The 20791-nt window shown below is 45.6% G+C and carries 20 protein-coding genes and 4 tRNA genes; 20 read left to right on the top strand and 4 right to left on the bottom strand.

Annotation, left to right across the window (positions count from 1 at the left end; all coding sequences use genetic code 11):
- The first annotated feature begins 19 nt into the window (after positions 1-19).
- From M1L23_RS11215 to M1L23_RS11205, 3 genes are read left to right on the top strand one after another with little or no spacing between them, the layout of a single operon-like run.
- On the top strand, positions 20-502 hold the full coding sequence (locus M1L23_RS11215; RefSeq protein ID WP_252627454.1) for a CvpA family protein: 483 nt from the start codon (positions 20-22) through the stop codon (positions 500-502).
- An 18-nt stretch (positions 503-520) separates the two neighbouring features.
- Positions 521-2032 (top strand): amidophosphoribosyltransferase, encoded by a 1512-nt coding sequence (gene purF / locus M1L23_RS11210; RefSeq protein ID WP_252627453.1) that lies wholly within the window; start codon positions 521-523, stop codon positions 2030-2032.
- A gap of 27 nt (positions 2033-2059) precedes the next feature.
- A complete protein-coding gene (locus tag M1L23_RS11205) occupies positions 2060-2935 on the top strand; it encodes a TraB/GumN family protein (protein ID WP_252627452.1) in 876 nt (291 codons plus the stop codon).
- Here M1L23_RS11205 and astB read toward each other — a convergent pair.
- Positions 2932-4269, bottom strand: coding sequence for an N-succinylarginine dihydrolase (gene astB, locus M1L23_RS11200; RefSeq protein ID WP_252627451.1), 1338 nt, complete (start codon positions 4267-4269; stop codon positions 2932-2934). The two genes, M1L23_RS11205 and astB, sit on opposite strands and share 4 nt — an antisense overlap.
- A gap of 327 nt (positions 4270-4596) precedes the next feature.
- Here astB and topA point away from each other — a divergent pair, with 327 nt between their 5' ends.
- The 11 genes from topA to M1L23_RS11145 are packed head-to-tail and all read left to right on the top strand — an operon-like array spanning position 4597 to position 15644.
- Entirely contained in the window at positions 4597-7281 is a 2685-nt protein-coding gene (gene topA / locus M1L23_RS11195; protein WP_252627450.1) for a type I DNA topoisomerase, read from the top strand.
- Between the two features lie 13 nt (positions 7282-7294).
- A complete protein-coding gene (locus tag M1L23_RS11190; protein ID WP_252627449.1) occupies positions 7295-7675 on the top strand; it encodes a hypothetical protein in 381 nt (126 codons plus the stop codon).
- Complete coding sequence (locus M1L23_RS11185) at positions 7672-9168, top strand: hypothetical protein (protein ID WP_252627448.1); 1497 nt, start codon at positions 7672-7674, stop codon at positions 9166-9168. Before M1L23_RS11190 ends, M1L23_RS11185 begins: the two co-directional genes overlap by 4 nt.
- A complete protein-coding gene (locus M1L23_RS11180; RefSeq protein ID WP_252627447.1) occupies positions 9165-10316 on the top strand; it encodes a hypothetical protein in 1152 nt (383 codons plus the stop codon). Before M1L23_RS11185 ends, M1L23_RS11180 begins: the two co-directional genes overlap by 4 nt.
- Positions 10313-10825, top strand: a complete 513-nt coding sequence (locus M1L23_RS11175; RefSeq protein WP_252627446.1) for a hypothetical protein — start codon at positions 10313-10315, stop codon at positions 10823-10825. Before M1L23_RS11180 ends, M1L23_RS11175 begins: the two co-directional genes overlap by 4 nt.
- 1 nt (position 10826) lies before the next feature.
- Positions 10827-12362: a GspE/PulE family protein gene (locus tag M1L23_RS11170; protein WP_252627445.1), complete on the top strand. Its 1536-nt coding sequence runs from the start codon at positions 10827-10829 to the stop codon at positions 12360-12362.
- Positions 12337-13389: a type II secretion system F family protein gene (locus tag M1L23_RS11165; RefSeq protein WP_252627444.1), complete on the top strand. Its 1053-nt coding sequence runs from the start codon at positions 12337-12339 to the stop codon at positions 13387-13389. Before M1L23_RS11170 ends, M1L23_RS11165 begins: the two co-directional genes overlap by 26 nt.
- A 49-nt stretch (positions 13390-13438) precedes the next feature.
- The gene (locus tag M1L23_RS11160; RefSeq protein ID WP_252627443.1) at positions 13439-13882 is read left to right on the top strand and encodes a type II secretion system protein; all 444 of its coding nucleotides are present in this window, start codon (positions 13439-13441) and stop codon (positions 13880-13882) included.
- Complete coding sequence (locus tag M1L23_RS11155) at positions 13860-14114, top strand: hypothetical protein (RefSeq protein ID WP_252627442.1); 255 nt, start codon at positions 13860-13862, stop codon at positions 14112-14114. Before M1L23_RS11160 ends, M1L23_RS11155 begins: the two co-directional genes overlap by 23 nt.
- Positions 14092-15024, top strand: a complete 933-nt coding sequence (locus M1L23_RS11150; RefSeq protein ID WP_252627441.1) for a prepilin-type N-terminal cleavage/methylation domain-containing protein — start codon at positions 14092-14094, stop codon at positions 15022-15024. Before M1L23_RS11155 ends, M1L23_RS11150 begins: the two co-directional genes overlap by 23 nt.
- On the top strand, positions 15021-15644 hold the full coding sequence (locus M1L23_RS11145; protein ID WP_252627440.1) for a TadE/TadG family type IV pilus assembly protein: 624 nt from the start codon (positions 15021-15023) through the stop codon (positions 15642-15644). The genes M1L23_RS11150 and M1L23_RS11145 overlap by 4 nt, the downstream gene beginning before the upstream one ends.
- Before the next feature lie 7 nt (positions 15645-15651).
- Here the strand turns inward: M1L23_RS11145 and folD are convergent, their stop codons facing one another.
- Complete coding sequence (folD, locus tag M1L23_RS11140; RefSeq protein WP_252627439.1) at positions 15652-16521, bottom strand: bifunctional methylenetetrahydrofolate dehydrogenase/methenyltetrahydrofolate cyclohydrolase FolD; 870 nt, start codon at positions 16519-16521, stop codon at positions 15652-15654.
- A gap of 252 nt (positions 16522-16773) precedes the next feature.
- Here folD and M1L23_RS11135 point away from each other — a divergent pair.
- The 4 genes from M1L23_RS11135 (at position 16774) to M1L23_RS11120 (ending at position 17233) form a co-directional block, all read left to right on the top strand.
- Positions 16774-16850, top strand: a tRNA-Pro gene (locus M1L23_RS11135).
- A gap of 77 nt (positions 16851-16927) precedes the next feature.
- A tRNA-Arg gene (locus tag M1L23_RS11130) sits at positions 16928-17004 on the top strand.
- Positions 17005-17061: 57 nt separating this feature from the next.
- Positions 17062-17137, top strand: a tRNA-His gene (locus M1L23_RS11125).
- Between the two features lie 19 nt (positions 17138-17156).
- Positions 17157-17233: transfer RNA gene (locus M1L23_RS11120), tRNA-Pro, on the top strand.
- A 118-nt stretch (positions 17234-17351) separates the two neighbouring features.
- Here M1L23_RS11120 and M1L23_RS11115 read toward each other — a convergent pair.
- On the bottom strand, positions 17352-17909 hold the full coding sequence (locus M1L23_RS11115; protein WP_252627438.1) for a DUF1415 family protein: 558 nt from the start codon (positions 17907-17909) through the stop codon (positions 17352-17354).
- A 153-nt stretch (positions 17910-18062) separates the two neighbouring features.
- Here M1L23_RS11115 and M1L23_RS11110 point away from each other — a divergent pair, with 153 nt between their 5' ends.
- Together M1L23_RS11110 and M1L23_RS11105 are read left to right on the top strand one after the other, a co-directional pair.
- Positions 18063-19343 carry a flavohemoglobin expression-modulating QEGLA motif protein gene (locus tag M1L23_RS11110; RefSeq protein WP_252627437.1) on the top strand — a complete coding sequence of 427 codons (1281 nt, stop codon included), beginning with the start codon at positions 18063-18065 and terminating at the stop codon, positions 19341-19343.
- A gap of 69 nt (positions 19344-19412) precedes the next feature.
- Complete coding sequence (locus M1L23_RS11105; RefSeq protein ID WP_252627436.1) at positions 19413-20021, top strand: YigZ family protein; 609 nt, start codon at positions 19413-19415, stop codon at positions 20019-20021.
- A 1-nt stretch (position 20022) separates the two neighbouring features.
- Here M1L23_RS11105 and M1L23_RS11100 read toward each other — a convergent pair whose 3' ends face one another.
- Positions 20023-20745: a hypothetical protein gene (locus M1L23_RS11100; protein WP_252627435.1), complete on the bottom strand. Its 723-nt coding sequence runs from the start codon at positions 20743-20745 to the stop codon at positions 20023-20025.
- Between the last annotated feature and the right edge of the window lie 46 nt (positions 20746-20791).

Raw genomic sequence — 20791 nt, 5'->3', positions numbered from 1 at the left:
AAAAGGGTGGTTCATTACTATGAATTGGATTGATTACGCAATTATTGGCGTAATAGCACTATCTATTATTATTAGCCTTATTCGCGGTTTTGTTAAAGAAGCATTATCGCTTGCCGTTTGGATAGCTGCATTTTTTGTCGCTAGTTTGTTTTACCAAGATCTTGCCGCATTTTTTACCGGTTTCGAAGACCCCATGGTTCGAAACGGGCTTGCCGTTACCTTGCTGTTTATTGTAACCCTAATAGTGGGAGCAATGATTACCTATGTTGTTAGTCAGCTGGTACAAAAAACAGGGCTAAGTGGTACTGACCGATTATTAGGTGTTGTATTTGGCGCCTTACGCGGCGTGCTTATTGTGAGTGCGCTGTTGTTTGTTCTTGACTCTTTTACTCCCTTTCCAAATGAAGAGTGGTGGCAAGTGTCGACGTTAATCCCACATTTCGGGATTTATATTCAATGGTTTTTTGATTATTTGCAAAGTTCTTCGAGCTTCCTGCAATAAAATTATTTAGAGGTAGTTATGTGTGGTGTAGTTGGAATCGTTGGTAAGCAACCCGTAAATCAGGCGCTCTATGACGGATTGACTATGCTGCAGCATCGGGGGCAGAATGCCGCAGGTATTATGACCATTGATGGCTATAACTTGCGCTTACGCAAGGGGAATGGTTTAGTTCGCGATGTTTTTCACACTCGCCATATGCGGCGCTTAAGTGGCAATATTGGCATTGGCCATGTGCGTTACCCAACGGCAGGCAGCTCTAGCTCGGCAGAAGCACAGCCTTTTTATGTGAATTCACCGTTTGGTATTGCCATGGCACATAATGGCAATTTAACCAACGCGCAAGAGTTACAATTAGCGTTGTTTGAAACAGCCAAACGCCATATTAATACCGCCTCAGACTCGGAAATATTACTCAATATTTTCGCACATGAATTGCTTAATAATAACCAAGATCACCTTGCAGCCGACGACATGTTTGGTGCCGTTAGCCGTGTGCACGAACAAGTAAAAGGTGCATACGCTGTTGTTGCCATGATTATTGGCCATGGCTTGGTAGCTTTTCGCGACCCTTTCGGTATTCGCCCGTTAGCTATTGGCAAGCGTGAAACAAAGCAAGGTACAGAATACATTGTTGCCTCTGAAAGCGTTGCTATTGACGGTACGGGCTTCACCTTTATGCGAGACGTTGAACCGGGTGAAGCAATTTATATTACGGAAGATGGTCAATTATTTAGCCGTCAATGTGCTGCTAAACCGGTTCATTGCCCATGTATTTTCGAATACGTGTATTTCGCCCGTCCCGATTCTTTTATTGATGGTGTGTCGGTTTATGCTAGTCGATTAAACATGGGGCTTAAACTGGGTGAAAAAATAAAGAAAGAATACCAACACCTGGACATTGATGTGGTTATCCCTATTCCCGAAACAGCGGTAGATGTGGCGTTGGAAATATCTCGTGTACTGAATAAACCATATCGACAAGGGTTTGTTAAGAATCGCTATATTGGCCGTACCTTTATCATGCCGGGCCAAACACAACGGCGGAAATCTGTTCGGCGTAAACTGAATGCAATTGGCGTAGAGTTTAAAGGTAAGAACGTATTGCTGGTAGACGACTCAATTGTGCGGGGTACTACCTCGGAGCAAATTATTGAAATGGCTCGCGAAGCAGGGGCAAAAAAGGTTTATTTTGCCTCGGCAGCACCAGAAATACGTTTTCCTAATGTGTATGGTATTGACATGCCGAGTGCCAACGAGCTGATTGGTTATGGCCGAGAAGTTGAAGAAATAAGCCAGCTAATAAAAGCTGATGAGCTTATTTATCAAGACCTTGACGACTTAATTTGGTCGGTACAAAACGAAAACCCACATTTGCAGCAGTTTGAAAGCTCGGTATTTAGTGGCCAATACATAACAGGCGATATTGATCAGCATTACCTTGATGAATTGCATGATGCGCGTAACGATCAAAAACGTGACGAGCCAGAACAGGAAGAATCTAATTTAGCCCTCTATAATGAAGCTGATTAATGCAATAACTCTATAAGGATATGAATAGTGAGCTTTTGGCAGGGGTGCTTAAGGTATCCGCAAAGTCTTGTCATCCTGGTTTTATTTTCGCTCGGGCTAGCAACAACTGCCCGAGCTGAAATACTTTACCACGTGCAGTGGCCAGACCGGGAGCTTTGGCTATTAGGTACCATTCATCTTGCCGCCCAATCTTCAACAGAGCTTACTACCAAAGCCAAACAAGCAATTTCCAGTAGTGACCGCTTATGGATGGAAATAACCAGTGAAGAGCTTACCCGCAGTTCTGATTTGCTCTTCCAACAGGGCTTGCATGACTACCCATACTTAAAAGAAAAACTTAGCCCTGAACTGTGGAATGAGCTTGCTGCAATGAGCGCTCGGGTAGGTTTAGCCCCTACGGTTATGCAGCGAATGGAGCCTTGGTTAGTAGAATATATAGTGCTGGTGTTATGGCTTAGGCACGAGGGCTTCGACACGCAGCAAGGTATTGATTATCAAGTGATGCGCTTCGCAGCGGTCAATGCTACCGATATTCACGGTTTGGAATCCGCCGAAGAGCAAGTTACGGTGCTAGCCCATGCACGCAATAACATTACTGCCGAAGAGCATATTAAGGATGTATTAGAGCAGCTTAAGGTAGTTTCCACAGAGCTAGCCGAGCTTGAGCGTGATTGGCAAAAAGGTGATTTAGATAGTATTTGGGCTAAAATAAACGAGCAGTTATCTCCTTATACTCAGCACGTTTTATTAGTGGAAAGAAATCAAAACTGGTTGCGTAAAGTGCGGGCTGAACTAAAGGAAAATGAGCAGCATTTTATGGCTGTTGGCGCTGCTCACTTGCCAGGTGAGCAGGGCATGCTAGCTCTGTTTGAACGTAGTGGTGGTACAGTTACTAAACACTAATTACGTTGGAACGCATACACGGAGCCAAGCTGTAATATCTGAGTTAACTCGTCTAACGCTGTACGCGACTCTATTAGCAGTTGTGGGTCGGCTAAATCGTCGGTGCTGAGTTCATCGCGGTAATGGGTGTCAACCCACAGGTTCAACCGTTCAAATAGCGTATCGTTCATTATGCAAGCCTGGTTTACAGCGGCTAATTCTTGATCATTTATAGCAACCCGTAAACGCAAGCAGGCAGGCCCTCCGCCATTTCGCATACTTTGTTTAACATCGAAATAGCGCACTTCTTTAATAGGCGTGTTGCTTGCTAATAATTCATCAAAATATTGGTGCACAATGGTGCTTTCTTCACACTCGGTTGGCGCAATAATAACCATATCGCCGTTGGCAAGGGTTACCAACTGAGTATTAAACATATAAGTTTTAACTGCCTCAGCCACCGACACTTTGGCTGTAGGCACTTCAATAAAATGCATGGGCGCAGCGAATTTTTCTTGTAGTTCAGCAAGCTTTCGCTCGGTGTCTAAAAAGGCTTGCTCATGGTAAAAAAGCACATTTTGATTACCTACGGCAATAACGTCGTTATGAAATACGCCCTGTTCAATTACGGCAGGGTTTTGCTGCACATAAACGGTTTTACTTTCGCTTAAACCATGTAAACGAGCTACGGCTTCACAAGCCTCACGAGTTTGTCGTGCAGGGTATGTTTGCGGGGCCGGCTTTGAGCCATCAAATGCATAGCGCCCATATACAAACATTTCTACCCCGGTATGGCCATAATCGGTACAAAAGCGAGTATGATTGGCAGCGCCTTCGTCACCGAAATGTTCATTGTCGGGCAAATGTGGATGGTGGGCGAAATAGCGGGAGTTGTTGAACATTGCCCGCAAAATGTTGCCTGTTGTCTGTGGTTCGAGAGATCTGTGAAACTTGTTTGTTAGGTTAGCTGGGGTAAAATGTACTCTGTTGTCGGTCGTATCAGCGCTGGGCGACACAGTGGCGGCGTTAGCAGTCCACATGCTTGAAGCAGAGCATACCGCCTGAAAAATGGCAGGTGCTTGCTTAAAGGCTTGGCTTAACACTTCGGCGTCAGAACCTTGAAAACCAAGCCGACGTAGTGCATAAATATCGGGACGTTCTTGGGGAGCGAAAACACCTTGGATCAAGCCCATTTCTTGCAAAGCCTTCATTTTTAGCAGACCCTGCTTGGCAGCAGAGCGTGGGCTAGATACACTGCGCGCATTACTTAGCGAGGCAACATTACCATACGAAAGCCCGGCGTAATTGTGCGTTGGCCCTACTAAGCCATCAAAATTAACTTCAAAGTGTTTCATAAAAGCTCCTACTTCTGAGCATGCTTTTGAGAAAAAGAGTGCATGTTTAAATTTATTATGTATTTTATTATACGCACCCTAGGCGGGATGAGAAGCCTTGTATTTGCAGGTCTTAGGTTTAAAAAGTTAAGACTGATTAGGTATTCACTTTGCCTTTATTAGTATGCCTTTTCATGGTTCGGGTTGTTACTGAGCTGGAAAAACTATATATGTGTAAATAGGAAGCTTAAACACGGGTATGACTTGAAGAACCTACCCAGAAGGCTTATATATGGCCTGCTTCACGCTAAACTCACGCTTCATCATAAAGTAGAGAACACTGACTTCATGGGTAAATCTTTAGTAATTGTTGAGTCTCCTGCAAAAGCAAAGACGATAAACCGGTATTTGGGTAACGACTTTATAGTTAAGTCGAGTGTTGGCCATGTGCGCGATTTACCAACACGGGCTTTAAAAAAAGCACCTGCCAAACCTGCGGCAGAAGTGCGGAAAATGGGGCCGGAAGAAAAGGCCGCCTATAGAAGCAAACGCGATTATCAAAACTTAGTTATGCGCATGGGTATCGACCCAGACAATGGCTGGGAGCCGCATTACGAGATACTGCCGGGTAAAGAAAAGGTAGTGAAAGAGTTACAAACACTGGCTCGGAAAGCCGACAAAATATATCTTGCAACGGACTTAGACCGCGAGGGGGAAGCAATTGCTTGGCATTTGCGCGAACTCATAGGCGGTGACGATAGTAATTACCAGCGCGTAGTGTTTAACGAAATTACCGAAAAAGCCATTAAAAACGCTTTTGCCGAGCCGGGCGAGCTAAATATTGAGCGGGTTAATGCCCAGCAAACGAGGCGCTTTCTTGACCGTGTGGTTGGCTTTATGCTGTCGCCACTACTGTGGAAGAAAGTTGCTAGAGGCTTATCAGCAGGCCGGGTACAGTCGGTGGCTGTGCGTATTGTGGTTGAGCGTGAGCGCGAAATTAAAGCCTTTAATCCGGAAGAATTCTGGGATATTCATGCCGACTTAAAAGCAGCTGAAGGTAACGCTCGCTTTCAGGTAACTAAAGAGTCAGGCAAAACCTTTAAACCGGTGAACAAGGCTCAAGCGGACAAGGCTATAGCCGGGTTAAAAGGCGCCGAATATAACGTTGTAGAACGAGAAGAAAAACCAACTCAAAGTCGTCCTAGTGCACCTTTTATTACCTCAACGTTACAGCAAGCGGCAAGTACTCGGCTTGGTTTTGGGGTGAAAAAAACCATGACCATGGCCCAGCGTTTATATGAAGCGGGTTATATTACATATATGCGTACCGACTCTACTCATTTGAGCCAGGACGCATTACACAGCTGCCGTAATTTTATAGAAAAAGAGTTTGGTAAGGCGTACTTGCCAGAAAAACCAAACTTTTATGGTAAAAAGTCTAACGCCCAAGAGGCGCACGAAGCGATTCGTCCTTCAAGTGTGGCGGTACGTTCGAGCCAATTAAAAGGTGTCGACCGCGATGCAGAACGTTTGTATGAGCTTATTTGGCGTCAATTTGTGGCCTGTCAAATGCCTCCTGCACGTTACGATTCCACTAGCTTAACTGTGGCTGCTGGTCCTTATGAGCTAAAAGCACGGGGCCGTGTATTACGTTTCGACGGTTGGACGAAGGTTCAACCGCAAGTGAATCGTAAGGGGGCCGACGAAAATGCCCTACCAGACATTCAAAAAGGCGAAGTGTTGACCTTGCTCGAGCTCGATCCTAAACAGCATTTTACTAAACCACCTGCACGCTTTAATGAAGCCTCGTTGGTAAAAGAGCTAGAGAAAAGGGGCATAGGTCGTCCGTCTACTTACGCTTCAATTATTTCAACCATTCAAGATCGCGGCTACGTACGTATTGATAATCGTCGCTTCTATGCAGAAAAAATGGGTGAAATTGTTACCGACCGCTTAACGGAAAACTTTGAAAACTTGCTTAGCTATAATTTTACCGCTGATATGGAACAACGTTTAGACGATATCGCTGAAGGTAAGCAAGACTGGAAAGAAGCACTAGACGAGTTTTATGCTCAGTTTAAAGAGCGCTTAGAGCTTGCAGAAGCCGACGAAGCCGACGGCGGCATGCGCAGCAACCAAATGGTGTTAACCGACGTAGACTGCCCAACCTGTGGCCGTAAAATGGGCATTCGCACTGCATCGACTGGTGTTTTCTTAGGTTGTTCAGGTTACGACTTACCAAAAGACGACAAATGTACCAAAACCATGAATTTATCGCCCGGCGACGAAGCGGTTAAAGTTACCGACGACGATGAAGACAGCGATGCTGAAGTATTAGCGTTAATGGCTCGAAAGCGCTGCCCGAAATGCGATACAGCAATGGACAGTTACTTGCTCGACGAAAAACGAAAGCTGCATGTGTGTGGTAATAACCCACTGTGCGACGGTCAAATCGTTGAAGAAGGTACATTCCGAATTAAAGGTTACGAAGGGCCGGTTATCGAATGCGACAAATGTGGCACCGACATGCAGTTAAAAACGGGCCGGTTTGGTAAGTATTTTGGCTGTACTAGTGAAGATTGTAAGAACACCCGTAAATTATTACGTAGTGGTGAAGCTGCTCCACCGAAGGAAGATCCGGTACATTTACCTGAATTACCCTGTGAAAACTCTGATGCGTACTTTGTGCTGCGCGATGGAGCTTCGGGTATTTTCATGTCGGCGAATACTTTTCCTCGTTCACGAGAAACTCGAGCAGTGAAAGTAGTAGAGCTACAACGCTTCGCCGACCGCCTAGCAGCTAAGTTTAAGTATCTAACGGAAGCACCGGCGCACGATCCTGATGGTAATGAAGCGCTCGTACGCTTCAGCCGTAAAGAGAAGAAACAGTACGTTATGACTGAAGTTAGTGGCAAAGCCACCGGATGGCAAGCACACTATGACAACGGCACATGGACGGAAGTAGCAGCGAAAAAGAAAGCGGCCACTTCAAGTGCTGGCAAGAAAAGGAAAACAACGCCTAAGAAAAAATAATTTGGAGTGAATTATGATGCTGATGACACGGATCGTCGTCGGCGCTGCACTAGCAAGTTGTGTTACGCTTGTGCATGCGTTTGATCAAGAATGCTTACCCCTTACGCAACCCACCGAGTTTGCCTCGGCGCGGTTCGATCCTCCGGTACGTTATCGACTTGAAGCGGCACTATTGCGGCCTCAGCTCGAGCATTTACTCACCCAACATTGGGGCATTGAACGGGTGGTTTGGTACGCCGACAACCATCACTTATGGCCTACGCAGTTTGAATTAGTTGCCCCGAATTGGGACTTGTTACTCGAAAGCTTAATTAAACCATATCAAATACGTGTTGCCCTACATCCGAATAACACCGCTGTTGTTGACTACATGCCACAGGCGACGCAGCCATGAAGCGGTTATTTTGGGTGCTTTGTTTGCTGCTGTTAGGGTGTGAGTCAACCCAAGACTATAAAGCGGTAAAAGACAGTGCAGAACTACGTCTTGCTGATGCTCGTAACGAACAAACCAAGCCGAATGAATTACGCCATGTGGTACGTTCGCAAGGTTATTTTGTGCCGCCACTCAACCTACCCAATAGTGAAGGCCCCGCCTGGATGCAAATACCAGTGCACTTTGCTTTCGACGAGTACCCCCTTGGCCGTGCGCTAAAAGACCTTCTAGCCGGCGAAGGCATTAGTAATCGCCTACTTGACAATATTGACCCCGAAACACCTATTTCTCTTCGGCTTGAAGGTAGCTTAGGCGATGCTTTATCCCGCATCGCTTTAATAACAGGCTTGTCGTTTACCGCAGAAGAAGCGTTGGTGGTTTGGCGTCAGTATGAAGTGGCCGAATTTGACGTCGCGTTTTTAGCTGGAGTAACGAACTTTTTTCTAGGCGAAGATGGTACCTCTGCAACAGCGTCCACCCCATCTCAAGGCCAACTGACCATGAGTGGAAGTAGTGTTAACGACGACTCAACTCAGTATTTAAACTTTACTAGCCAAGAGCTTTCCGTTTGGGAAGATTTAACCGCCGCTTTAACCATGCTGTTATCGAGTGAAGGCACAATAGCTATTAATCAAAGCTCTACATCGGTACTAGTGCGCGATTTACCTCAGCATGTGCAGCTGGTTAGAGAATACTTACTGCAGCAAAATGAACGTTTAACGCGCCAAGTTGCGGTCGATATTCAAGTTATCGATGTCATGTTCAATGACCACGATCAACGCGGAATTGATTGGCAGTTAATAGGTGAAAGTGTTTCAGGCTCAAGTGTGCTTAATTTATTTAGTGGTGCAAGTTCGGTTGCTTTAAATGAACAAAGCGCTGGGTTGCGGCTACAGCGGCAGGCAGGCCGCCTATCGGGTTCGGAAGTCATTATTGCGGCACTTAAAGAACAAGGTGTGGTGGAGGTGAGTAATCACCCGCGTATGGTTACTTTAAATAATCAAATATCAAAAGTAGTGTTAGAAGAAAACGTGACCTATTTGGCTTCTGCAGGCAGTAGTTCTACCGCTAACGTGGGCAGCAGCGACTTGCTAATTCCTGGAGTGGTACGCACTGGCTTCGAGTTGTACTTGTTGCCCAAAATAGCCAATGAACAAGTGTTACTTCAACTGTCTACCAGCTTAAGCGACTTACTTGGGATTGATCAAATTAGCTCGGGTGATAAAACTATCCAAACACCACAAACCACCCGTAAAAAGTTCTTTATGAAAGCCATTGTAGGCAACCAAGAAACCTTGTTGATTTCCGGATTACAAAATACCCGCCGGCAGTGGCGTAACCAACAAGGGTTTCTATCTTGGTTGTTTGGTGGGCAACGGCAGGTGCAGCAACAACATGCTGAAACCATAGTACTTCTTACCCCACGAATTTTGCCTTCAGGTAATATGCTATGAGTTATTCTATTTCACTATTTGAAGTGCCTCGTGGGCATTACAGCAAAATACTAAAAGAAGCAGTACGGCGGTATCCGGAAGGCTATGCTGCGCGTTTTTTGTGGGCTGGAAAAAGCTGGCTAATGTGTGCGTCGGCGCCATTATTGGCGTATCCAAAGTGCTTTCAGCAGCAACAAGAAAGGCCGCATGGATTGGCAATCCGAGTAATAGACGGTGGATTGTTTATTTATGCGTGGGAAAACAACGCTATTCTTGTTTGTTTCTGGGGTACGGCAGAGCAGGTTAAGGTTATTTTACAGGCTATTTCTAGCCGCTTAAATTATCGACCTAATGTTTGGCTAGACGAGGCTGCCAAACAAGAGCTTAGTACCACCCTAAATGTATTTTCAATTACAGCAAGCTTGCCTTGGCCAAAATTATCCCAGCGTGAGCAACAAGCATTAAAAATGATGAGCATGAAGCGTTTAACCTCGAAACCATGGTTAGGTTTGTTAGCGGTATTATCGCTTGTGGTTGTATTAGGTTACGTTATTACAAGTTGGGCGCCTTGGCAAAACGATATAGAGCAAATTGATTTAGGGGCAGACTTTGCTAACCGTTTGGTAAGTACGCCTGGAAATGTCATTCCGTTGTTACGGTTAGATTACAACCAGCAATTAAAGTTACAACAAGTGGCCGGTTGGCACTTAACTTCAGTCGATTATAACTTGCAACAAATAAGCTACCGCTTACAGCGAGATACTGGAAATATTGGCGACTTAAGAAACTATGCCATGGCCAATAATTTTCGCCTGCAAACCTCTGGTCAAAACGCCACACTAATTCGGCCCATTCAGCTGCCGAGCGCGATCCATTCCCCGTTAGACATGCGCTGGCATTCGGTAACCGAACTAACCGATTGGCTCGACTTGCATTTGTCTTTATGGCTGCCAACGACGGAATTAAGGCTGGGCGATATCGATCGTGTTGGGGGGTGGCAAAAGCAACGCATAACGGTTGAACTGAAAAATTACTATTTACCCGACTTGTTAACCCTAGCCGGTATTTTAGATGGCCTGCCTTTGCAACTGCTAAACGGCACCTTAGGGGTTCAAAATAACCTCATCCATGGCCAAATAACACTGCAAGCAATAGGAGCATTACAATGATGCATTGGTTAATTTTAAGCCTCGCTTTGGCCGACAGTAATAGCTACCTACTCCGACCTGAAGAACAGCAGGAGCAATTAACCCAACACGCCATGTTCCCAGGTGAAGGAAGACAGCATCAACAATTGGCTTTGTCGCTACGCAATCAAAGGTTGCTTGAACAACAAGCGGAAAGCCGTGCGCGACAAATGCAGTACCAGCTTCAAGCAGCAGAAGCAATTCATGCTATGCGTCAATTATCAGTGTTGGTGGCACCTCCAGAGGTGGCAACTAACAATGAAACCGTTAACAATAATAACGTAACTTTCCAAATAGACTTGCATCGCTTTCGGTTGCTCGCTTTGTTTAAGCGCAACAACCAATGGGTTGCAAGGTTAGCCTATGGCGAGCACATTTTTGCTGCCTCCTCTGGCGATATTATTCTTGGTGACATAGGCGTAAAAATTGATCGGCAAGCGGTAGAGCTTAGGCATCAAGATCGTCTGCATACACTAATGGTGGGAGGTTAACATGTTAATAATCAAACAAATTGAGCAATTGGGTTCGGTGCAAGCGTGTCCCGTGTTGCTCGATGAAACCTTGGCCGCTCAAGAGCATTGGCAAAGTAATGAGCAAGGGGTGGTTATTCTAGATAGCGGTATTTTATTGGCTTCGCCCGCCGCATGGGCGCAGCAACTGCAAAGTATTTGCAATTTGCATGTGTTGGTAGCAGAGCGTTATCCCTCGGTAGAGTGGGGTAGTGCTGAAATTGCGATAGTACGCAAGTTTTTAGCCGATGCAGACGCGGTACGCCGTGACCGCATTGCCCAAGCGCAAAGCACGGGCGATACCCAAACCATGGCAAGGCAAGCGTTGCTTGATATTGTTGTAGATGCTCATCGTATGCGTGCAACAGATATACATTTACGCATGACGGGCTCAGAAGCACGAATATCGTATCGTATCGATGGATTACTTTACCACCAGGCCTCGCGCAGCCGTACGTCCGTTACCGAGGCGGTAGCAGCGGCTTTGAACACACAGTCGGACGACTTTCGCGAAGTGTTCGATGAGCGGCATATGAGTGGTGCCAGTATTTCTTTAACCCTTCCAGACAGTGGTGAAAACATTCGAATTCGTACTCAAAAGTCACCCTGTCGTGATGGTTTTTCCGTAACAATGCGGTTACAGGCAAGTGAGCAACAACGGGTGCCAGATTTGTATTCCCTTGGTTTTGCCCCTAGTAGGGTTTTGCAATTGCGCCATGTTATGTCGCAAGCAACGGGATTATTACTCATTTCAGGGCCTACAGGGCATGGCAAAACCACCACCCTAGCGGCATTAAACCGTTTGGTACCTAAATCGCGTAAAATTATTTCATTGGAAGATCCGATAGAAATTATTCAGCCCAACATAGAACAAAAGTTCGTGCCCACGGATCAAGACCCTTATGCCTTCGCCCATATGATTCGCTCGGTGTTACGGGAAGATCCTGACTTGGTTGAAGTAAGTGAAATACGCGATATGCACACGGCAAATGCGGGCATATCGGCTGCTTTAACAGGGCACTTAGTGGTGTCGACCATTCATGCTAATGACGCGATAGGAATTATATCGAGGCTGCTAGATTTAGGCTTAACAGCAACCCAATTAAGCCAACCAGGTTTGTTTGCTGGCTTGCTTGCACAGCGATTGCTACCAAAATTATGTGTTAACTGCAGTAAGCCTGTTAACCACCCTCAATGGGGGGCGGTTAAAGAACAGTCTTCTTCAGGCTGTGCAACCTGTCAATTAACCGGGCTACAGGGGCGCGTGGCTATTTCAGAGTTAATTGTGCCCAATAGCCATGCTTCAAAATGGATTCAAGACTTAAATATAGTGCACTGGCAAGAAAGTTTAAGGCGTAATGGTTGGGACTCCATGGCGTTTAATGCCAGTGAGCTTATTTGCCAAGGTGTGGTAGACCCTAGGCATGCCGAGGAGTTGGTGCCAGGAATGAATGAGCTCGGGCTGCAACAAAGGCAGCAAAAAAAGGTGAATTATGCGGCTCAGCTTGAATCGGTTTAGCAGCTCACGGGGTTTAAACAAACAAGCTCAAGTGCAGTTCTTGCTTGATTTGCTAGGCTGGTTAACCAATGGTTGTAGTACTTCACAAGCACTACAAATGATGGCTGTATGTGCTGAAGAAGTGAATGACAGGGCCGTAATTAGCACCGTTGCTTATGTGTCAAGTCAGCTGGCGAAAGGGCGTAACCTCGGTAGCTGTCTTGAACGCGACTTTGTACCCGATTTGGTTATGGTGATGAAAAGTAGCCATGCGCCCAAGGTATTGTTAAATACTATAACGGATATTAAAAAGCTTTATGATGAGCGTCGGAGCATAAGGCAAAAGGCCATTAGTCGGTTTGTCTATCCGGTGGTGTTATTGCTCACCAGTTTACTTGCCTTATGGCTATCTGGAGTAGTTATTTTACCGCGTTTAACAGACATGCTAACGGTAATAGAGCTGCCATTTTGGACTCGGCAATTATCTTTGTTAGCGAATTCGCTGCCGTGGTTAGTTGCAGTGTCATTATTAGTTTTATTAGGTTTTTATGGCACTCGTTATATAGCAGCGGCGGCTGAAGGTATCGTTAGTCGATTAATAAACAAAATGAAAATAAATCAAGTATATCGGCTATTTATTTTAGTCGATATTTGTTACCAGCTAGGGTTATTGCTTAGCCAAAGGTGCAATATGGGCGAAACCGTGTCGTTATTAAAACAATCGTCAAAAGGGCTGGCTGAAAAGCATTACCAATTTATGCAAGAAAGATTAGCAGCAGGCTATGTCAGCTTGGCGGAAGTAATGAATTCTGAGTTAGTTGACCGTATTACCTTAATGCGTTTGCAAATGTCGCATGGAACAACGACAGAACGTAGTGTTCAGCTGCATGCTATTGCAGCCAGTGTGCAACAGCGGGCTGTACGGTTAATGCATCATAAAATACGTTGGGGAGTGGCATGCTGTTATAGCATTTCATTATTGGTTATTGCCATTGTAGTAATGGGGGTGGGTCAAGTCATAATGTTAATGGTTGGGCAATGGAGCTAGTAAAGCTTTATACAAGGACGTTTTAAATAACAACTAAGGAAGGTTGAAAATGAAAAAGAAACAACATGGATTTACCTTTATTGAAGTATTAGCGGTATTAAGCATTATTGCGTTGGCAACAATTGGCGTGCTTTCATTACGGGATTGGGCAGCAAGTAATGCTCGCGTGGCCGACGCTAAAGTACAAATTGCCACATTACAATCCGGTGTGCAGCAATGGCGCCCAAGGAATGGGGTGTATACAGGGGTTTCTATTGAGAATCTTTCCACGGTGGCGGCAGTGCCCATCGACTGGAGTAGCGGTTCCGAAATCAACCCATGGGGGGGTGATGTATCGGTAACTGCTGATTCTTCAGATCCAACTCGATATATTGTTCGCTTTACTGGTATTGCTGTAACTGAAGAAGGGCAACGTTTGGTGCGCGACTACGGTGAAATTGCCAGCTCGGTTACCTTTAGTGGTGGTACTTTTGAAGTTGTTTTCCAAGGTTAGTTTAACGACGAATACAACGCACACGGGCTATACCATACTGGAGTTTATGGCGCTATTAGGTATTGCCAGTGTGCTGTTGTTGAGCTTGCTTGCGTTAATGAATAGCAAGCAAGCACCGCTAACACAAGAACGGCCAATATTATGCCGTGATAGTTATTGGCGGGCGCAGCAAAAAGCCGATGAAATATGGATGTTTGGAGAGTCGAAAGATGTCCCTTGTACCACGCAATAAAGGATTTAGCTTGCTAGAGTTTGTTGCTGTTTTGGCGCTAATCAGCGGAGTTTTATTATCGTTAACGCAATGGCGTCAAATACAGCACCAACAACGCTTGCAGCAAGTGTTATTAGATACCATAGACCATGTTCAAATGGCTCTGTATGGTCACTTCAGGCAGCATAATGAATTTCCTCTTTCAATATCGGCACTTGGCTTAACTGAGCATGAAATGACCCCTTGGGGTGGAAGCGTGGCGTTAAGGCATGAAAATGGTGAATTAAATATTGTTGTGCCAACACCTAATAGCCATGTTTTGGCATGGCTGCAGGCTCGTTTGCCAATGACTCAACGGCAGGAGTTAGACTTGTTGGTATCGGTACCCATGCCGTTGCAAACGTTAAGTGCAGACTTCGCTTTGCATAGAGTGGCTGTGGAAGGGCGGCCAGAGCTTAACCAAATGCAAACGGATTTAAATATGAATGGCTTTGCAATTCGTAATTTTTCGCAACTTGAAGCAGATAATGCCCAGCTAGATATGGTCACAGCAAGTGAGGCTGTTATAGGACAAATTACCGCAGATGAGGTGTGGCTTACCGAACAGTTAACGGCGGTAAGTGCAAATTTGCAAACGTTGACAGTGGACGATGCCCATATAAACAATTTAACTACAACACATGCCACAATTGAAACCTTACAGGTGGAAAACCTCGCTGCAATCGCTTTTAGAAGTGAGCAGTTATCAACCAACACTTTATCTGCTACAACATTAACGGCCGATATAGTTAGCACCGAAAGCCTGCTGGCTGCGCAGATAATAGCGGCTGACTTTGTTACTGAAGCTGCATCCTTTAATGAAACCCATCAGCGGCTGCAAACACTTGAGCTAGCTTGGTTGCAATGTGTTGCGCAAGGTGGTTGCCAATGAAGGCAGCGATGTTTGCTAGGGGTAGCGCGGGCCAAAGTAGTGTAGAAGCCATAGTGGCACTGCCATTGTTCTTTTTTCTCGCTGCTGCTGGAGTGCAGCTAGTATGGCTGTTATTAGCCAAGCATATATTGCTCATGGCTACTAGTTATGTGGCCTTGTATGCGGCAGTAGCACCAGATGATTCCACTGGGCAGCAGCTAGTTTTTCAGCAGCGAATAAAGCCGATTCAACGAGGTAACTTAGTTGTACCTAATATCAAACTAATAACACCTGCAGCGGAGTTAAGTCGTAATGTAGCCGATTACGATGCCCAGACAGACAATTATACCCTTGATCCAGCCTTTGCCTCGCTACAGCTTGGTGAACATGCGAGTAACAGTATTGAAAGCGCAGAACAGTGGCTGCAATTAAGTAATATTCAAGTGCAAATAGAATGGTGTTTTCGTTTACAAGTACCGGGTATGGGGGCAATTTTAGAAGCTGCTTTTAACCGAGGTGTTTTTCAGGGTGGCACCGGCTGTGACATTTACAACTTATTGCCCGGGCGTTATTTCATTCCATTAAGGGCTAAAGCTAATGCGCCATTACACATTAAACGGCAATGGCGCATTGAAGAGTAGATTTGCTTTACGAGTGAAACTTTTCGCAGGCAGTAATGGTGTTTTTCATTAAACAAGCAACGGTCATAGGGCCAACACCACCGGGTACAGGCGTGATCCAGCTGGCACGTTTTTGCGCTGCTGCAAATTCCACATCACCACATAAACTGCCGTCAAGCCGACGGTTAATACCCACGTCGATAACTATGGCGCCCGGTTTTATCCATTCGCCTGGAATAAAAGCAGGCTTGCCAACAGCAGCGACAACAATATCAGCTTGTTCTACATGGTGGCGCAAATTTTGGGTGAAGCGATGGCACACGGTAGTGGTAGCGCCGGCAAGTAATAGCTCAAGGCTCATAGGGCGGCCGACGATATTAGAAGCCCCAACCACAACTGCATGCATACCGTGTAAATCGACCCCGGTGCTTTCTAATAGTTTAATAACCCCCCAAGGAGTACATGGGCGCAGCAGTGGAATACGTTGCGCTAAACGGCCTATATTATAAGGATGGAAGCCATCAACGTCTTTACTGGGTGAAATGCGCTCTAAAATTTGGGTGGCATCGAGCCCGGCTGGTAGGGGTAGCTGAACTAATATACCGTCTACTTTAGGGTCAGCATTTAGTGTGTCAATGAGGTTCTCGAGGGTGGCTTGAGAGGCTGTTACTGGTAGATCATAAGCTCGTGATTCAAAGCCAACTTCTTCACAAGCTCGTCGTTTGCTGCCAACATAAATTTTTGAAGCGGCGTCTTCGCCTACAAGTACAACCGCTAAACAAGGAGCACGAAGACCTTGTTGACGCCGCTTAGCAACACGCTCGGCAACCGACTTACGGATCTCAGCGGCGATTACTTTGCCGTCAATGAGTTGTGCAAGGGTAGAGCTATTACTCATGACAATTTATCCAGAATATAAGTAAGAGATTATTTACGTGCTTCTATTTTCGCAAATAAAGCGGCTAAAAAACAGGGAACTGAGTAATATTAGTGCATAAATGGCCTAGTCTGTCTTAAAAGTGAGCGAACGGCACGATCTTAGCAAAAAAGGTTTGACGATCAGCTGGGGTAACGGTAATATTCGCTCCCGTTGGCACCTAGCTAGCTTTATTAGTTAAGTGGCAATGGTAAAAGCACTTAAAGTGACTGTCGGCGATTAGCGCAGTTTGGTAGCGCACTTGGTTTGGGTCCAAGGGGTCGCAGGTTCAAATCCTGCATCGCCGACCATTTTAATGCAGTGCAAAGCAGGATAACGGCAGTAAAAGGAAGTCGCAGTAAGGGAATAATTATCGCTCCAAACCCACGCGCCCGTAGCTCAGCTGGATAGAGCAACAGCCTTCTAAGCCGTCGGTCGCAGGTTCGAATCCTGCCGGGTGCGCCAGCGATGAAGCACATTCCTGTATAATGCGAATAACTGCAAAGCAAGAACATCTCAGTGGTGGGTGTAGCTCAGTTGGTAGAGCCCCGGATTGTGATTCCGGTTGTCGTGGGTTCGAGTCCCATCATCCACCCCATCTTTTTTATTCTATGTATCGGCGATTAGCGCAGTTTGGTAGCGCACTTGGTTTGGGTCCAAGGGGTCGCAGGTTCAAATCCTGCATCGCCGACCATTTTTGAAACCTAACCTTTCTTTTAAACACCTCCTCTTATTAAGTTCATGCGCGTTGCATGGTTATTCTTGTGTTCAAATCTCTAATTGTTTCGTCAGGCCATGCCTTCAACGTCAGGCTATGTCTGAGCTACGGGGCTCTTGCAATTATTAAGAATATCAATAAGTTGTTTGGTGCCGAGGGTACGGGTGTGTTCGATGTTTCTTGCGGGAATGTTTTCTGGGTTTGGGTATTTGCTTAGCACTCGTGCCATGTTTTCTGCCCGCAATAGGTGCAGCATAGGGTAGGGCGAGCGGTTGGTGTAGTTGGCAGCGTCGTTTTCATCGGTATCGGCAAAGCAGTAATTCGGATGGAAATGAGCGAGTTGAATATCATTTTGCCAGCCATGACTAGTTAAAATATGCTCAGCCATGGCAACCAAGTTTATAAAGTTGTCGAATGACTGAGCCGCAGGCCAAAGCAATAGAGTAGTGCTTATGTCATGTGTTACTATCATACGGTCGACTTCATTTACAACGCTGTCATAGTAAGCATTATCATTCGCTTCAGCCATAACCGCGTAATAAATACGGTTTTGAGCGTAGTCTTTGTGAGCAAATGGACACAGGTTATGGTCGATAACTAATGATTTTAACCAACGGGCTGTTTCATCCTTCATTGTTTGTGCAGCAGTCATGCTATATTTCGCCTCATTATTTAGCCCACAAACTTACGCATGCATGGCGGAAATTGATTGTATCTGTTTACGTGTTCAGTAGCTTGCCTAAATCGTTTTGGTATATGTAAGACATAAATAAAGTCGTACATAAAGTACTTTTTGGAGATGTATATGTTGGAAAAGCAATTGCTAGAAAAAGCACGGGAGCTGTCGGATCGGTTAGTAAAGTTACAAACCCCCATCCGTATTCTTGATGCAATTAGCTGGCCGCGAGCAACACGTGAAGAGTTTTTTCAGCATAAAGGGCAGCGCTTACCAAACATAACTGCTGACTATTATATAAATAGAGTGCCTGGCTTTGATACGGTTGCCTTGCGCCAAGCATTGGCAGAATTAGAGCGAGATATTGTACGCAATTTGGGGCAACTGAGCCCAATTTCACAATTGATGAAACGAGCCTGCCGTGAGTACCGTGATGTTATTCGGATGATTGAAGCTCGTGGTACAGAAGAGTTTCATGAGCTGTCGGTAGAGCTATATGGACACCCTGACGATGTATTTCATGCGGGAGAACCCACCTTAGCCGAACTAGCCCAAATGCTAAGTAGCCCGCTGGCCAGTTTATTGGCCAGCGACGCCTTGCCTGAGGAAGCAAAAAACCTAGATGCGGCAGTAGCTGTTGAGCGTTTACAACAACAATTGAATGTAAGTATGCCGGGCTTAAGCGTGGAAGTGATGCTGTCGGATGGCATTATAAGTGACGCTGCGGCGGGCTCTGATCGCATTAAAATGAACCAAGATGTGAAATTTTCACAGCGTGAACTCGATATTCTTGAAGTACATGAAGGCTGGATTCATGTGGGCACCACGCAAAATGGACTGGCTCAGCCTTACTTAACCTGTTTGAGTAAGGGCACACCAAGTGCCACTATTACGCAAGAAGGCTTAGCGGTGCTGACCGAAATTATTACTATGCGTTCGACCCCGCGCCGGCTAGCTAAGCTTGTTGGGCGTATCGATGCGGTAAAGCAAGCCGCTGATGGGGCTGATTTTATTGAAGTGTATCGCAGTGGTGTGGCAAAAGGCATGTCAACCGATGAGGCTTATACACTTACCCAACGGGTATTCCGAGGAAGCACACCGAACGGAAGCCCATTTACCAAAGACTTAGCCTATATAAAAGGTTTTGTACTGGTTTATAATTTAATTCGTGTTGCCATTCAAATTGGTCGCATTGATCGCTTGCCTTTACTATTAACTGGAAAAATAGCAGTAGACGATTTTCGTCAAATTTGCGAGTTGCACGATTCGGGTGTTATTGAAGCGCCGCGCTTTGTGCCGCCCCATTTTAAAGATATGCGTGGCCTTGCAGCGTGGTTAAGTGTGGGGCGTTTCCTAGGCGACTTTTCATTTACCCAGCTAGAAAACGACTACAAGCCTTTAATTCCTTAGTTATGCAACAAGGTATTAAATAAAATAGCAACATAATCAGTAACGGCGAAGAGGATTTAATGTAACGCAATGAGTAACGCGTACTGGGTGGCGAAAGCCCAAGTTGAAGTTGAGTTTGAAATTAAAAAAAGTCGTTTTATTGCTCGGGCTGGTAATGCTGAAGATCGCGACCAAGCCATGGCTATATTAGCCTATATGCAAAACCGCTACCCAGACGCTAGGCATCATTGCTGGGCGTACCAATTAGGTTCGCCATTTTCCCCCTTTAGCGCAGCCATGAATGACGATGGCGAACCTTCAGGAACCGCAGGGCGACCGATTTTAAATGTGATTCAGCATAAAGAAATAGGCAACCTAATGGTGGTGGTGTCGCGCTATTTTGGTGGGGTAAAGCTAGGTGCTGGTGGTTTGGTGCGGGCTTATTCAGCCGCTGCCGAACAAGCTATAAGCGCATTACAGTTAGAGCACTATCAACCCAAAGTAGCGGCACGGGTAAGCTGCGACTTTGCTAGGGAACAAGTTATTAGGCATTGGTTGGAAGAGAACCACGGTGCTGTTATGAATGTGGAATATAAGAGCCAAGTGCTTTTAAGTGTGGCTGTAATAGAAAAAGATTTACCCGCATTTATCGACTTTCTAGCCAGTGTTGGCGCAACGATTCAATTAGACCAAGATTAAACTAACGTTTTAGCATTTCCACCGGGTCGAGCTTAACTAAGCAATAGTCACTAGGGTAATGGGAAAAAGTTTTATCCCAACTTACCCCTTCGCGTGAGACACGCCCTACACCCAGCATAAGTAAATCGGCTACCGTGTAGTAAAAGCCCCTATACTCGCCACTTTCCATACAGCCTACATGACTATCAAAGCCGAACATAGTTAACTTTTGGTACACCATAATACGCTGATAAAAACGTATTTCGCGGCGTAAAGAAGCGTTTAGGTAATGACTAACAACCGAACGCATACCAGGCAAACTATAAGACTGCCATTGGTATACCCAGTTTTCATGCTTTGCACCACCGGACCAAGCAACGATGGCATTTTTTTGCAAAATACGTTCATAGGCTGCAGGGAAAAAATAGTTGGCGCAACTGTCTAAACAATAGCCTTCTACTTCTAGGGAAAATTCATGTTTGAATAAATGATAGCCCCAATTCATTGCGGCCATTGGGTCGCCACCTGCGCTACGCACGCGGAAGTGTTTAATTTCTGGATTGTTATTGGCAAGGGAAAGCAACGATTGAACGGCGGCTTTGTCTGCAGAGCCGTGCAATACCAAGGTATTGTTGTCTATAAATACATTGGCTTCGAGTTTATCTTCAGGGCCAGACGAGCAAGCACTTAAGGTAGCCAACGTGGCAATAGCGAGGCAAGTTTTAGCTAAACATTTATAAAGCATTGCGTATAGGGTCCCTAATAAAGAATTGCATTCTAAATAGACAAGT

It is taken from the genome of Aliidiomarina quisquiliarum (genome assembly GCF_023922585.1).
Taxonomy (GTDB): domain Bacteria; phylum Pseudomonadota; class Gammaproteobacteria; order Enterobacterales; family Alteromonadaceae; genus Aliidiomarina; species Aliidiomarina quisquiliarum.
The sequence above is the reverse complement of the archived record's forward strand: the minus strand, read 5'-3'. Positions and strand labels throughout refer to the sequence as shown.

Bases quoted from the DNA above. Each gene is read 5' to 3' on its own strand.
- M1L23_RS11215 (WP_252627454.1), top strand. From the start codon at position 20: ATGAATTGGATTGATTACGCAATTATTGGCGTAATAGCACTATCTATT.
- purF (WP_252627453.1), top strand. From the start codon at position 521: ATGTGTGGTGTAGTTGGAATCGTTGGTAAGCAACCCGTAAATCAGGCG.
- astB (WP_252627451.1), bottom strand. From the start codon at position 4,269: ATGAAACACTTTGAAGTTAATTTTGATGGCTTAGTAGGGCCAACGCAC.
- topA (WP_252627450.1), top strand. From the start codon at position 4,597: ATGGGTAAATCTTTAGTAATTGTTGAGTCTCCTGCAAAAGCAAAGACG.
- M1L23_RS11190 (WP_252627449.1), top strand. From the start codon at position 7,295: ATGATGCTGATGACACGGATCGTCGTCGGCGCTGCACTAGCAAGTTGT.
- M1L23_RS11185 (WP_252627448.1), top strand. From the start codon at position 7,672: ATGAAGCGGTTATTTTGGGTGCTTTGTTTGCTGCTGTTAGGGTGTGAG.
- M1L23_RS11180 (WP_252627447.1), top strand. From the start codon at position 9,165: ATGAGTTATTCTATTTCACTATTTGAAGTGCCTCGTGGGCATTACAGC.
- M1L23_RS11175 (WP_252627446.1), top strand. From the start codon at position 10,313: ATGATGCATTGGTTAATTTTAAGCCTCGCTTTGGCCGACAGTAATAGC.
- M1L23_RS11170 (WP_252627445.1), top strand. From the start codon at position 10,827: ATGTTAATAATCAAACAAATTGAGCAATTGGGTTCGGTGCAAGCGTGT.
- M1L23_RS11165 (WP_252627444.1), top strand. From the start codon at position 12,337: ATGCGGCTCAGCTTGAATCGGTTTAGCAGCTCACGGGGTTTAAACAAA.
- M1L23_RS11160 (WP_252627443.1), top strand. From the start codon at position 13,439: ATGAAAAAGAAACAACATGGATTTACCTTTATTGAAGTATTAGCGGTA.
- M1L23_RS11150 (WP_252627441.1), top strand. From the start codon at position 14,092: ATGTCCCTTGTACCACGCAATAAAGGATTTAGCTTGCTAGAGTTTGTT.
- M1L23_RS11145 (WP_252627440.1), top strand. From the start codon at position 15,021: ATGAAGGCAGCGATGTTTGCTAGGGGTAGCGCGGGCCAAAGTAGTGTA.
- folD (WP_252627439.1), bottom strand. From the start codon at position 16,521: ATGAGTAATAGCTCTACCCTTGCACAACTCATTGACGGCAAAGTAATC.
- M1L23_RS11115 (WP_252627438.1), bottom strand. From the start codon at position 17,909: ATGACTGCTGCACAAACAATGAAGGATGAAACAGCCCGTTGGTTAAAA.
- M1L23_RS11110 (WP_252627437.1), top strand. From the start codon at position 18,063: ATGTTGGAAAAGCAATTGCTAGAAAAAGCACGGGAGCTGTCGGATCGG.
- M1L23_RS11105 (WP_252627436.1), top strand. From the start codon at position 19,413: ATGAGTAACGCGTACTGGGTGGCGAAAGCCCAAGTTGAAGTTGAGTTT.
- M1L23_RS11100 (WP_252627435.1), bottom strand. From the start codon at position 20,745: ATGCTTTATAAATGTTTAGCTAAAACTTGCCTCGCTATTGCCACGTTG.